At 71.2% G+C, this 13,305-nt stretch carries 12 protein-coding genes; 11 read left to right on the top strand and 1 reads right to left on the bottom strand.

What is annotated here, in order from left to right:
- Positions 1–90 precede the first annotated feature (90 nt).
- The 11 genes from pdxS (at position 91) to JT723_RS27130 (ending at position 11,984) form a co-directional block, all read left to right on the top strand.
- The gene (gene pdxS, locus JT723_RS27080; RefSeq protein ID WP_205047426.1) at positions 91–1,002 is read left to right on the top strand and encodes a pyridoxal 5'-phosphate synthase lyase subunit PdxS; all 912 of its coding nucleotides are present in this window, start codon (positions 91–93) and stop codon (positions 1,000–1,002) included.
- A gap of 6 nt (positions 1,003–1,008) precedes the next feature.
- A complete protein-coding gene (pdxT, locus tag JT723_RS27085; protein ID WP_205047427.1) occupies positions 1,009–1,599 on the top strand; it encodes a pyridoxal 5'-phosphate synthase glutaminase subunit PdxT in 591 nt (196 codons plus the stop codon).
- An 82-nt stretch (positions 1,600–1,681) separates the two neighbouring features.
- A complete protein-coding gene (locus JT723_RS27090) occupies positions 1,682–2,434 on the top strand; it encodes a YebC/PmpR family DNA-binding transcriptional regulator (protein ID WP_205047428.1) in 753 nt (250 codons plus the stop codon).
- A gap of 126 nt (positions 2,435–2,560) precedes the next feature.
- Complete coding sequence (ruvC, locus tag JT723_RS27095) at positions 2,561–3,163, top strand: crossover junction endodeoxyribonuclease RuvC (protein ID WP_205047429.1); 603 nt, start codon at positions 2,561–2,563, stop codon at positions 3,161–3,163.
- Positions 3,160–3,768: a Holliday junction branch migration protein RuvA gene (ruvA, locus tag JT723_RS27100; RefSeq protein WP_205047430.1), complete on the top strand. Its 609-nt coding sequence runs from the start codon at positions 3,160–3,162 to the stop codon at positions 3,766–3,768. The genes ruvC and ruvA overlap by 4 nt, the downstream gene beginning before the upstream one ends.
- 86 nt (positions 3,769–3,854) lie before the next feature.
- Positions 3,855–4,937, top strand: coding sequence for a Holliday junction branch migration DNA helicase RuvB (gene ruvB / locus JT723_RS27105; protein WP_205047431.1), 1,083 nt, complete (start codon positions 3,855–3,857; stop codon positions 4,935–4,937).
- A gap of 157 nt (positions 4,938–5,094) precedes the next feature.
- Entirely contained in the window at positions 5,095–5,574 is a 480-nt protein-coding gene (yajC, locus tag JT723_RS27110) for a preprotein translocase subunit YajC (RefSeq protein ID WP_205047432.1), read from the top strand.
- 78 nt (positions 5,575–5,652) lie between these two features.
- Positions 5,653–7,440, top strand: coding sequence for a protein translocase subunit SecD (gene secD, locus JT723_RS27115; RefSeq protein ID WP_205047433.1), 1,788 nt, complete (start codon positions 5,653–5,655; stop codon positions 7,438–7,440).
- Positions 7,440–8,618: a protein translocase subunit SecF gene (secF, locus tag JT723_RS27120; RefSeq protein ID WP_205047434.1), complete on the top strand. Its 1,179-nt coding sequence runs from the start codon at positions 7,440–7,442 to the stop codon at positions 8,616–8,618. The genes secD and secF overlap by 1 nt, the downstream gene beginning before the upstream one ends.
- 189 nt (positions 8,619–8,807) lie before the next feature.
- Positions 8,808–9,368 (top strand): adenine phosphoribosyltransferase, encoded by a 561-nt coding sequence (locus tag JT723_RS27125; protein WP_205047435.1) that lies wholly within the window; start codon positions 8,808–8,810, stop codon positions 9,366–9,368.
- A gap of 285 nt (positions 9,369–9,653) precedes the next feature.
- Positions 9,654–11,984: a RelA/SpoT family protein gene (locus JT723_RS27130; RefSeq protein WP_251513679.1), complete on the top strand. Its 2,331-nt coding sequence runs from the start codon at positions 9,654–9,656 to the stop codon at positions 11,982–11,984.
- A 56-nt stretch (positions 11,985–12,040) separates the two neighbouring features.
- Here JT723_RS27130 and JT723_RS27135 read toward each other — a convergent pair whose 3' ends face one another.
- Positions 12,041–13,270, bottom strand: a complete 1,230-nt coding sequence (locus JT723_RS27135; protein WP_205047437.1) for a DUF349 domain-containing protein — start codon at positions 13,268–13,270, stop codon at positions 12,041–12,043.
- Positions 13,271–13,305 lie beyond the last annotated feature (35 nt).

Below are 13,305 nucleotides of genomic sequence, written 5' to 3' on the forward strand. Positions count from 1 at the left end.
TTTCCGCCGCCGCCCGGCACGGGGACCATGGCAGTGGCCCTGGTGGTAGACCGGGGCGACAACCGCCGTTTCCCAGCGAGTGAGGTCACCGTGTCCACCACACCGTCCACCGCCAGCAGCCCCGAGACCGGCACCGCACGCGTCAAGCGCGGCATGGCCGAGCAGCTCAAGGGCGGCGTGATCATGGACGTCGTCACCCCGGAGCAGGCCAGGATCGCCGAGGACGCGGGAGCCGTCGCCGTCATGGCGCTGGAGCGCGTGCCCGCCGACATCCGCAAGCACGGCGGCGTGGCCCGGATGTCCGACCCCGACATGATCGACGGCATCATCGCCGCCGTGTCCATCCCCGTCATGGCCAAGTCCAGGATCGGCCACGTCGTCGAGGCCCAGGTGCTGCAGGCGCTCGGCGTGGACTACATCGACGAGTCCGAGGTGCTGACCCCGGCCGACGAGGTCAACCACTCCGACAAGTGGGCCTTCACCACCCCCTTCGTGTGCGGCGCCACCAACCTGGGCGAGGCGCTGCGCCGGATCGCCGAGGGCGCGGCCATGATCCGCTCCAAGGGCGAGGCCGGCACCGGCAACGTCGTGGAGGCGGTCCGCCACCTGCGCCAGATCAAGGGCGAGATCGCCCGCCTCAAGGGCCTGGACAACAACGAGCTGTACGCGGCCGCCAAGGAGCTGCGCGCCCCCTACGAGCTGGTCAGGGAGGTCGCCGAGCTGGGCAAGCTGCCCGTCGTGCTGTTCTCCGCCGGCGGTGTGGCCACCCCCGCGGACGCGGCCCTGATGCGGCAGCTCGGCGCCGAGGGCGTCTTCGTCGGCTCGGGCATCTTCAAGTCCGGCGACCCGGCCAAGCGTGCCGCGGCCATCGTGCGCGCCACCACCTTCTTCGACGACCCGAAGGTCATCGCGGACGCCTCCCGGAACCTGGGCGAGGCGATGGTCGGCATCAACATCGACACCCTCCCGGAGTCCGAGCACTACGCCAACCGCGGCTGGTAGTCACCGATGAGCCGTCCCACCATCGGCGTGCTCGCCCTGCAGGGCGACGTACGCGAACACCTCACGGCGCTGGCCGCGGCGGACGCCGCGGCCGCCCCGGTCCGCCGTCCCGAGGAGCTGGCCGGGCTCGACGGCCTGGTCATACCCGGCGGCGAGTCCACCACCATCTCCAAGCTGGCGGTGCTCTTCGGGGTGATGGAGCCGCTGCGCGCGGCGATACGCGGCGGGCTGCCGGTCTACGGCAGCTGCGCCGGGCTGATCATGCTCGCCGACAAGATCCTCGACCCGCGCAGCGGCCAGGAGACCTTCGGCGGCATCGACATGATCGTCCGCCGCAACGCCTTCGGGCGGCAGAACGAGTCCTTCGAGGCGTCCGTCGAGGTCGCGGGCGTCGAGGGCGGCCCGGTCGAGGGCGTCTTCATCAGGGCGCCCTGGGTGGAGTCGGTCGGGGCGCAGGCCCAGGTGCTGGCCGAGTACGGCGGCCACATCGTCGCGGTGCGGCAGGGCAACGCCATGGCGACGTCCTTCCACCCGGAGCTGACCGGCGACCACCGGGTGCATGAACTCTTCGTGGCGGCCGTGCGCGCCGCGGGCTGATCGGATCCCGGTAGGATCGTGGCGCGACGAAGAACACGCGACGTGGAACAGCAGCAACGGGTGACGCGAAGGAGACTGTCGGATGTCCGGCCACTCTAAATGGGCTACGACGAAGCACAAGAAGGCCGTGATCGATGCCAAGCGCGGCAAGCTCTTCGCGAAGCTGATCAAGAACATCGAGGTCGCGGCCAGGACCGGCGGTGCCGACCCGGACGGCAACCCGACCCTTTTCGACGCCATCCAGAAGGCGAAGAAGAGCTCGGTCCCGAACAAGAACATCGACAGCGCGGTCAAGCGCGGTGCCGGCCTTGAGGCGGGCGGCGCCGACTACCAGACGATCATGTACGAGGGCTACGGACCCAACGGGGTCGCGGTCCTCATCGAGTGCCTGACCGACAACCGCAACCGCGCCGCCTCCGACGTCCGCGTCGCGATGACCCGCAACGGCGGCTCGATGGCCGACCCGGGCTCGGTGTCGTACCTGTTCAACCGCAAGGGCGTGGTGATCGTCCCCAAGGGCGAGCTGGGCGAGGACGACGTGCTCGGTGCGGTGCTCGACGCCGGCGCCGAGGAGGTCAACGACCTCGGCGAGTCCTTCGAGGTCATCAGCGAGGCCACCGACCTGGTGCCGGTGCGCAAGGCGCTGCAGGAGGCGGGCATCGACTACGACTCCGCCGACGCCAACTTCCTGCCGACCATGCAGGTCGAGCTGGACGAGGACGGCGCCCGCAAGATCTTCAAGCTCATCGACGCGCTGGAGGACAGCGACGACGTGCAGAACGTCTTCGCCAACTTCGACGTCTCCGACGAGGTCATGGAGAAGGTCGACGCCTGACGGTCGGTCAACTCGCCTTCACGAGGGCGGGCCGGCGGGACACCCCGCCGCGCCCGCCCTCGTTGTCGGTGCGAACCGATAGCCTGCGGGAACGGGTGGACGACTCTGCGAGGAAGGGGGCGCGCGGTGCGGGTGCTGGGCGTGGACCCGGGGCTGACCCGGTGCGGGATCGGCGTGGTGGACGGCAGCGCGGGGCGCCGGCTGGCGATGGCCGGCGTCGGCGTCGTCAGGACCCCGGCCGACGCGCCGATCGGCGAGCGGCTGGTGCTGATCGAGCAGGGCATCGAGGCCTGGCTCGACGAGCACCGGCCCGAGGCCGTCGCCGTCGAACGGGTCTTCAGCCAGCACAATGTGCGCACCGTGATGGGCACCGCACAGGCCAGCGCCGTCGCCATCCTGTGCGCCTCCCGCCGCGGCCTGCCCGTCCACCTGCACACCCCCAGCGAGGTCAAGGCCGCCGTCACCGGCAGCGGCCGGGCCGACAAGGCCCAGGTCGGCGCCATGGTGACCCGGCTGCTGCGGCTGGACGCGCCGCCCAAGCCCGCGGACGCCGCCGACGCCCTGGCCCTGGCCATCTGCCACATCTGGCGGGGACCCGCCACCGACCGGCTGCGGCAGGCCGCCGCAGCCCAGAGCGCGGCGGCGGCACGTACCGCACCTGCCGCCAGGACCGGCGCGGCCCGTGCCGCCCGCAGCGCCACCGCAAGCAACCGGGAGTCCGCCTCGTGATCGCCTTCGTCAGCGGCCAGGTCGCCGCACTCGCCCCCGACACCGCCGTCATCGAGGTCGGCGGGGTCGGCATGGCCGTGCAGTGTGCGCCGGGCACCCTCGCCGCCCTGCGCGTCGGCCGGCCCGCCCGGCTGTCCACCTCCCTGGTGGTCAGGGAGGACTCGCTGACCCTGTACGGCTTCGCCGACGACGACGAGCGGCAGGTGTTCGAGCTGCTGCAGACGGTGAGCGGTGTCGGCCCGCGGCTGGCCCAGACGATGCTGGCCGTGCACTCGCCCGACGCGCTGCGGGCCGCGGTGTCCGCGGGCGACGAGAAGGCGCTGACCGCGGTGCCCGGCATCGGCAAGAAGGGGGCGCAGCGGCTGCTGCTGGAGTTGAAGGACCGGCTGGGCGCACCGCTGGGCGGTACGCCCGCCGCCACCGGCGCCCCGGCCGCCGCGTCCTGGCGCGAGCAGCTGCATGCCGCACTGCTGGGCCTGGGCTATGCCGCCCGCGAGGCGGACGAGGCGGTCGCCGCCGTCACCCCGCAGGCCGAGGCGGCGGCCGAGCCGAACGTCGGCGCGCTGCTGCGCAGCGCCCTGCAGTCGCTCAACAGGACCCGCTGACCCCCGCAGACCCTGGGGCGTAACGACAGACGACCGCCACCCGCCACCGACCGCCACCCACCCGCCGCTGACCCGAGAGACCTGCCATGAACTGGGACGACGCCGCACAAGCCGCACCCGACCGCCTGCTCGGGGCCGCGGCGGACAGCGACGACCAGGCGGTCGAGGCCGCACTGCGGCCCAGGGACCTCGGCGAGTTCGTCGGCCAGGAGCGGGTCCGCGAACAGCTCGGCCTTGTCCTGCAGGCCGCCCGCCAGCGCGGCGGCACCGCCGACCATGTGCTGCTCTCCGGCGCGCCCGGGCTGGGCAAGACGACCCTGTCGATGATCATCGCGGCCGAGATGGGCGTGCCGATCCGGATCACCTCGGGGCCGGCCATCCAGCACGCGGGCGACCTGGCCGCGATCCTGTCCTCGCTCGCCGAGGGCGAGGTCCTCTTCCTCGACGAGATCCACCGGATGTCCCGGCCGGCCGAGGAGATGCTGTACATGGCCATGGAGGACTTCCGGGTCGACGTGGTGGTGGGCAAGGGGCCCGGCGCCACCGCCATCCCGCTGGAGCTGCCGCCCTTCACCCTGGTCGGCGCCACCACCAGGGCCGGGCTGCTGCCGCCGCCGCTGCGGGACCGCTTCGGCTTCACCGGGCACATGGAGTTCTACGCCCCGGCGGAACTGGAAAGGGTGATCCACCGCTCGGCCGGCCTGCTGGACGTGAGCGTCGACGCGGGAGGGGCCGCGGAGATCGCCGGGCGCTCCCGCGGCACCCCCAGGATCGCGAACCGGCTGCTGCGCAGGGTGCGGGACTATGCGCAGGTCAGAGCGGACGGGCTGGTCACCAGGGAGACCGCGGCGAAGGCCCTGGAGGTCTACGAGGTGGACGCCCGCGGCCTGGACCGGCTGGACCGCGCGGTACTGCGGGCTCTTCTGACACTTTTTGGCGGTGGTCCTGTGGGTTTGTCCACACTTGCCGTCGCAGTGGGGGAGGAGCGTGAGACTGTGGAGGAGGTCGCCGAGCCGTTCCTGGTACGGGAAGGACTGCTGGCCCGCACCCCCAGGGGTCGGGTGGCGACCGCCGCGGCATGGACGCACCTGGGCCTGGTGGCCCCGCAGCACAGCGGGGGCACAGGTTCGGGGACAGGACCGGGACAGACCGGGCTGTTCGGTCCGTGACGCGGACGGACTCGTCCGTTCAGGAACCTCGGTGCCATGCTTGGCGTTGTTCCAGCGGCGAGCCAGCGCTTAGACTCCGCCGACGCCCTTCCTTTGGATCGGCACTCACATCCCGAAACCAGGCCAGCCCGTTGGCCGTGCGAAGGAACGCCCCACCGTGAATCCCCTGATCCTCATCTTCATCGTCCTCATCGGCGGCATGCTGCTCATGACCAGGTCGGCCAAGAACAAGCAGCGCCAGGCCCTGGAGATGCGCAACAAGATGGAGCCCGGCACCGGCATCCGCACCATCGGCGGCATGTACGCCGTGGTGAAGGAGGTCAACGAGGAGACGGTGCTGCTGGAGCTCACGGACGGCGTCCACGCGCACTTCACCAAGGGCGCCATCTCCACCGTCCTGTCCGAGCAGGAGTTCAACCGGATCGTGCACGGCATCGAGCCGGAGGACGAGGACGACGCCGGGACCGCGGAGGACGCGGACCAGGCGGCCGGGACCGGCGAGGACACCGCCGACGCGGGCACCGGGGAGACCGCGGCGGCGGACGACGACGCTCAGGAGCCGGATGAGGACCGTGTGGAGCTGAAGAAGGCGGCCGAGGACGGGTCGGAGCTGGGCAGTTCCGGTTCGGCCAAGTAAAGGGTCCGGTTCGAGCAACACTCGTCACCGCCCGTGAGCGCGCAGGCTCCGGGCGGTAGGACAGGGAGAATCAAGAAGGTGGCAGCAGCCAAGAAGGGCCGCAGGTCCTCGGGGAGTCAGGGATACCCCGGGCGCGCTCTGGCCGTGATCCTCATCGCGCTGGTGGCGATGACCGGAGGCATGTTTCTCTCCGGGGACACCACACCCCGGCTGGGCATCGACCTGGCGGGCGGTGTCAGTATCACGCTGACCGCCAAGCCCAACCAGGGCAGCGCGGTGACCAAGGCGAACATGAACACCGCGGTCAACATCATCAGCAACCGGGTCAACGGCCTCGGCGTGTCAGAGGCGGAGGTGCAGACCGAGGGATCGAAGAACATCATCGTCAACATCCCCAAGGGCACCAACGCCGAGCAGGCGCAGAAGCAGGTCGGCACCACGGCGCAGCTGTTCTTCCGCCAGGTGCTCGCCGTCGACAACGGTGTTCCCGCGGCCACCCCGACGCCGACCCCCTCGGGCAGCGCCACCCCGTCCGGCACTCCCTCCGGCACCCCGTCGTCCACGCCCACCGGCACGGCGACGCCGAAGTCCACCGCCACACCCACGGGCTCCGCCACCTCCACCGTGCAGAACCGCCCCGTCTCCGGTGCGCTGGCCTCCGGTGTGAACAAGGCGCCCACCCCGCTGCCGACGACCCCGCCGGCCACCGACCCGAACGCGACGAACCCGAGCACCTCGTCGGGCGACCTGTCGGTCCCGGCGGACCTGCAGGCGAAGTTCACCGCGCTGGACTGCTCCAACGACAAGCAGCGCAACGCGATCACCGACGGCTCCGCGCAGGACAAGGGCAAGAAGGTCATCGCCTGCGGGCAGGAGGGCGGCATCTGGCAGAAGTACGTGCTCGGCCCCTCCCTGATCGACGGCAAGCGCGTCTCGGGCGCCAACGCCGCCTTCGACACCCAGCAGGGCAACGGCTGGGTCGTCAACCTGAACTTCGACTCCAGCGGCGCCGGCCAGTTCACCAAGGTCACCGGTGACCTCTCCAGCCAGGCCGAGCCGAACAACCGCTTCGCGATCGACCTGGACGGCGTGGTCCAGTCCGCGCCTTCCGTGCACAGCGCACTGACCGGTGGCAGCGCCCAGATCTCCGGCGGCTTCAAGCAGAACGAGGCCGAGGACCTGGCCAACGTGCTGAAGTACGGCTCACTGCCGCTGGCCTTCGAGCCCTCCGAGACCACCACGGTCTCGGCCGCGCTCGGTGGCGAGCAGCTGCGCGGCGGCCTGATCGCCGGCGCCGTCGGCCTCGCCCTGGTCGTCGCCTACATGTTCGCCTACTACCGCGGACTGAGCTTCGTGGCCATCGCGAGCCTCATGACGTCGGCGGCGCTGACGTACACGATCATGTGCCTGCTCGGCCGGGCCATCGGCTTCGCGCTGAACCTGCCGGCTGTCGCCGGTGCCATCGTGGCCATCGGTATCACCGCCGACTCCTTCATCGTGTTCTTCGAACGCATCAGGGACGAGCTGCGTGAGGGCAGATCGCTGCAGCCCGCGGTGGCGCGCGGCTGGCCGCGTGCCCGGCGCACCATCCTGGTGTCGGACTTCGTGTCCTTCCTGGCCGCGGCGGTCCTCTACGTGGTCACCGTCGGCAAGGTCCGCGGCTTCGCCTTCACGCTGGGTCTGACGACCGTGCTCGACGTCGCGGTGGTCTTCCTGTTCACCATGCCGCTGATGACGATCCTGGCGCGCCGGAAGTTCTTCGCCCAGGGGCACAAGTGGTCCGGCCTGGACCCGAAGAGCCTCGGGGTCAAGGCGCCGCTGCGCCGCGTCCGCCGTACCCACAGCACCGAGACGAAGGAAGCCTGATGTCCAAGCTCGGCACTCTCGGTCACCGGCTGCACCGTGGCGAGGTCAGTTACGACTTCGTGGGCAAGCGCAAGCTCTGGTACGGGGTCTCGATCCTGATCACGCTGGCCGCGATCATCGGCCTCGCCGTGAACGGCCTCAAGCTCGGTATCGAGTTCTCCGGCGGCGCGGTCTTCACCACGCCCAAGACCTCGGTCTCGGTCTCGCAGGCGCAGGACAAGATCTCCGGTGACACCGCGGGCCACCACGCCACGATCCAGAAGCTCGGCACCGGTGGGCTGCGCATCCAGGTCAGCGACATCGACACCGCGACCTCCAAGCAGGTCCAGCAGAAGATCAGCGCGGACCTGAACATCCCCTCGAAGGACATCAACGCGGAGATCGTCGGCCCCAGCTGGGGCAAGGAGATCTCCAAGAAGGCCCTGCAGGGTCTGATCATCTTCCTGGTGCTGGTGGTCATCTACCTGGCCATCGCCTTCGAGTGGCGAATGGCGGTGGCGGCGCTGGTCGCGCTGCTGCACGACATCACGATCACCACCGGCGTCTACGCGATCGTCGGCTTCGAGGTCTCGCCGGGTACGGTGATCGGTCTGCTCACGATCCTCGGTTACTCCCTCTACGACACCGTCGTCGTTTTCGACGGTCTCAAGGAAGCGACCAGGGGCATCACCAAGCAGAACCAGAAGACGTTCAGCGACGTCGCCAACCGCAGCCTGAACGGCACCCTGGTCCGGTCGATCAACACCACCGTGGTGGCGCTGCTGCCGGTCGCCGCGCTGCTGTTCATCGGCGGCGGCATCCTCGGCGCCGGTGTCCTCAACGACATCGCGCTCGCGCTGTTCGTCGGCCTCACCGCCGGTGCGTACTCCTCGATCTTCATCGCCACCCCGATCGTGGCGGACCTCAAGGAGCGCGAGCCGCAGATGCAGGCCCTGCGCAAGCGGGTGCTGGCCAAGCGGGCCTCGGACGCGCAGAAGGCCAAGGAGGCCGAGGCGCGCGGCGAGGACCCGGAGGCGGCGGACGACGACGCCGACCCGCAGGACGGCGAGGAGGCCACCGCGTCGGCGGCGGCCGGTGTGGTCGCCCCGCGCGGCCAGGGCGCCGCGCGCAGCTCACGCACCCAGCCCGGCAGCCGCGGACGCGGCGGCCGGAGCCGTCCCTCCGGCAAGCGGCGCTGAGCCGCAGCAGGAAACCGGTGGTCACCCACGGGCCGCCCGGCCGTCACGGCCGGGCGGCCCGTGCGTTGCGCCGGGGGCACAATGCGGGGGAGACGCCGATCAGGAACGCCGCTCAGCGACGATGACCAGGACCGCCGATCAGCGACGATGATCGGGAACGCCGCTCAGGAAGCCGAGGAAGACACCGCGATGACCACCACGCCGACCGCGTCCGCCGAACTGCGCGAGCTGCTGCTCGCCCACATCAGGGACGTACCGGACTACCCGGAGCCCGGGGTGATGTTCAAGGACATCACTCCCCTGCTGGCGGACGCCGCGGCCTTCGGCGCCCTGGTGGAGGCGCTGGCCCAGCTGTGCACGCGGCACGGCGCCACCAAGGTCGTCGGCCTCGAAGCCCGCGGCTTCATCCTGGCCGCCCCGGCCGCCGCCCGCGCGGGCCTGGGCTTCGTGCCCGTGCGCAAGGCCGGCAAGCTGCCCGGGGACACCCACGGGCAGGCCTACCAGCTGGAGTACGGCACCGCGGAGATCGAGGTGCACACCGACGCCTTCGACCCCGAGGACCGGGTGCTGGTGATCGACGACGTGCTGGCCACCGGTGGCACCGCGGAAGCCAGCCTGGAGCTGATCCGCCGCTCCGGCGCCCGGCTCGCCGGCCTGGCGGTGCTGATGGAGCTGACCTTCCTCGGCGGCCGTGAGCGGCTGCTCCCGGCCCTGGGAGACGCCCCACTGGACGCCCTGGTCACCATCTGACCCGCGGGCGCCCCTGGGGCCGCCCAGGCCGCCCCAGGGGCGCCCGGCGCCGTACGACGGCACGCGGGCGCCGCGGGGGGCGCCCGAGGGCTCCGCGCGCCCCGGTGTCGCCGCAGGTCGATACCATGGGATTTCGACCCCGCGTGAGGAGTGCACTTGCCAGACAAGGCCCAGCCACTCGACGCCGCGGGCGGTACCGACCCCGCCGCGCGCGGCACCGACGCGCCCGCTGAGGCCGCCACCGCGGAGACCGCGCCCAAGCCGGGCGCCCCCGCCGTCCGGCCGGTGCGCACCCCCGGCAGTGTCGCGCCGACCCGCCCCGGCGCCTCCTCCAGCCGGGTGCGCGCCCGGCTGGCCAGGCTCGGCGTGCAGCGCTCCAGCCCGTACAACCCGGTGCTCGAACCGCTGCTGCGGGTCGTGCGGGGCAACGACCCCAAGGGCGACACCGCGCAGCTGCGGCAGATCGAGGCCGCCTACCAGGTCGCCGAGCGCTGGCACCGCGGCCAGAAGCGCAAGAGCGGCGACCCGTACATCACCCACCCGCTGGCCGTGACGACCATCCTGGCCGAGCTGGGCATGGACCCGGCCACCTTGATGGCGGGGCTGCTGCACGACACCGTCGAGGACACCGAGTACGGCCTGGACCAGCTGCGCCGGGACTTCGGCGACCAGGTCGCGCTGCTGGTGGACGGCGTCACCAAGCTCGACAAGGTCAAGTTCGGCGAGGCCGCGCAGGCCGAGACGGTCCGCAAGATGGTCGTCGCGATGGCCAAGGACCCGCGGGTGCTGGTCATCAAGCTCGCCGACCGGCTGCACAACATGCGCACGATGCGCTACCTCAAGCGGGACAAGCAGGAGAAGAAGGCCCGCGAGACCCTGGAGATCTACGCCCCGCTGGCCCACCGGCTGGGCATGAACACCATCAAGTGGGAGCTGGAGGACCTGGCCTTCGCCATCCTCTACCCCAAGATGTACGACGAGATCGTCCGGCTGGTCGCCGAGCGCGCCCCCAAGCGCGACGAGTACCTGGCCATCGTCACCGACCAGGTCCAGCAGGACCTGCGGGCCGCCAGGATCAAGGCCACCGTCACCGGCCGCCCCAAGCACTACTACAGCGTCTACCAGAAGATGATCGTCCGCGGCCGGGACTTCGCGGAGATCTACGACCTCGTCGGCATCCGGGTGCTGGTCGACACGGTCAGGGACTGCTACGCGGCGCTCGGCACGATCCACGCGCGGTGGAATCCGGTTCCCGGCCGGTTCAAGGACTACATCGCGATGCCGAAGTTCAACATGTACCAGTCGCTGCACACCACGGTGATCGGCCCCAGCGGCAAGCCCGTCGAGCTGCAGATCCGCACCTTCGACATGCACCGCCGCGCCGAGTACGGCATCGCCGCGCACTGGAAGTACAAGCAGGAGGCCGTCGCCGGTGCGTCCAAGGTGCGCACCGACAGCCCGCGCTCGGACAAGAAGGACGACGCGGTCAACGACATGGCCTGGCTGCGCCAGCTGCTGGACTGGCAGAAGGAGACCGAGGACCCGGGCGAGTTCCTGGAGTCGCTGCGCTTCGACCTGTCGCAGAGCGAGGTCTTCGTCTTCACGCCCAAGGGCGACGTCATAGCGCTGCCGGCCGGCGCCACCCCGGTGGACTTCGCCTACGCCGTGCACACCGAGGTCGGCCACCGGACGATAGGCGCCAGGGTCAACGGGCGACTTGTGCCCCTGGAGTCCACCCTGGACAACGGCGACCTGGTCGAGGTGTTCACCTCCAAGGCGGCCGGCGCGGGACCGTCCCGAGACTGGCTCGGCTTCGTCAAGTCGCCGCGGGCGCGCAACAAGATCCGCGCCTGGTTCTCCAAGGAGCGCCGCGAGGAGGCCGTCGAGCACGGCAAGGACGCCATCGCGCGGGCCATGCGCAAGCAGAACCTGCCCATCCAGCGGGTGCTGACCGGCGACTCGCTGGTCACCCTGGCGCACGAGATGCGCTACCCCGACATCTCCGCGCTGTACGCGGCGATCGGCGAGGGCCACATCACCGCCCAGTCCGTGGTGCAGAAGCTGGTCGACGCGCTCGGCGGCGAGGAGGGCGCGACCGAGGACGTCGAGGAGATCACCGCCCCGTCGCCCGGCCGCACCAAGCGCCGGGCCAACGCGGACCCCGGTGTCGTGGTCAAGGGCGCCAGCGACGTGTGGGTCAAGCTCTCGCGCTGCTGCACCCCCGTGCCCGGCGACCCGATCATCGGCTTCGTCACCCGCGGCAACGGCGTCTCGGTGCACCGGGCGGACTGCGTCAACGTCGACTCGCTGTCGCAGCAGCCCGAGCGGATCATCGACGTCGAGTGGGCGCCGACCCAGTCGTCGGTCTTCCTGGTCGCCATCCAGGTCGAGGCACTGGACCGCTCCCGGCTGCTCTCCGACGTCACCAGGGTGCTGTCCGACCAGCACGTCAACATCCTGTCCGCGGCCGTGCAGACCTCCCGCGACCGGGTCGCCACCTCCCGCTTCACCTTCGAGATGGGCGACCCCAAGCACCTGGGCCACGTCCTGAAGGCGGTGCGCGGCGTCGAGGGCGTCTACGACGTCTACCGCGTCACCTCGGGCCGCCAGCGCTGAAAAGGCCCCGGTACGGGTGTACCGGGGCCTTTCCGCGCAGCTGAGCGGGACAGGGGCTAGCCGCCGAACTCCTGCAGGCCCTTGAGCGCCTGGTCGAGCAGCGCCTGGCGGCCTTCCAGCTCGGCCGTGAGCTTGTCGGCCTTCGCCGTGTTGCCCGCGGCGCGTGCCGCGTCGACCTGGGTGCGCAGCTTGTCCACCGCGGCCTGCAGCTGACCGGTCAGCCCCGCGGCCCTGGCCCGCACCTCGGGGTTGGTGCGCCGCCACTCGGCCTCCTCGGAGTCCGCCAGCGCCCGCTCCACGGTGTGCATCCGGGCCTCGATACGCGGCCGGGCGTCCCGCGGCACATGGCCGATGGCCTCCCAGCGCTCGTTGATGCCGCGGAAGGCGGCCCGCGCCGCCTTCAGGTCGGTCACCGGCAGCAGCTTCTCGGCCTCCACGACCAGCTGCTCCTTGGCCGCGAGGTTGTCGCGCTGCTCGCCGTCCCGCTCGGCGAAGACCTCGGCGCGGGCGGCGAAGAAGACGTCCTGGGCTCCGCGGAAACGATTCCACAGATCGTCCTCGGCCTCGCGCTGCGCGCGCCCGGCCGCCTTCCACTCCGTCATCAGTTCCCGGTAGCGGGCCGCGGTCGGCCCCCAGTCGGTGGAGTCCGACAGCGCCTGCGCCTCGGCGACCAGCTTCTCCTTGGCCCGCCGCGCCTCCTCGCGCTGTGCGTCGAGCGAGGCGAAGTGCGCCTTGCGGCGCTTGGAGAACACCGAACGGGCGTGGCTGAAGCGGTGCCACAGCTCGTCATCGGCCTTGCGGTCAAGACGCGGCAGGCCCTTCCAGGTGTCCACCAGCGCCCGCAGCCGCTCACCCGCGGTGCGCCACTGCTCGCTCTCCGCCAACTGCTCGGCCTCGGCCACCAGTTGCTCCTTGGCGGCCTTGGCCTCCTCGCTCTGCTTGGCCCTGGCCGCCCGGCGCTCCTCGCGGCGCGAGTCCACCAGCGCGACCAGTGCGTCCAGCCGGGCGCCGAGCGCCGCGAGATCGCCCACCGCATGGGCCTCGGTCACCGAGGTCCGCAGGTGCTCGATAGCGGCCAGCGCGTCCTTCGGGGCGAGGTCGGTGGTCTGCACCCGCCGTTCCAGGAGGCCGATCTCCACGACGAGCCCCTCGTACTTGCGCTCGAAGTAGGCCAGCGCCTCCGCGGGGGAGCCCGCCTGCCACGAACCGACCTCCTTCTCCCCGTCGGCCGTACGCACGTACACGGTCCCCGTCTCATCGACGCGGCCCCACGGGTCGCTGCTCACAGCGCCTCCTCCACGTGATGCCCTGCCGGCCGGGC

It is taken from the genome of Actinacidiphila bryophytorum, from assembly GCF_016916835.1.
GTDB classification, from domain to species: Bacteria; Actinomycetota; Actinomycetes; order Streptomycetales; family Streptomycetaceae; genus Actinacidiphila; species Actinacidiphila bryophytorum.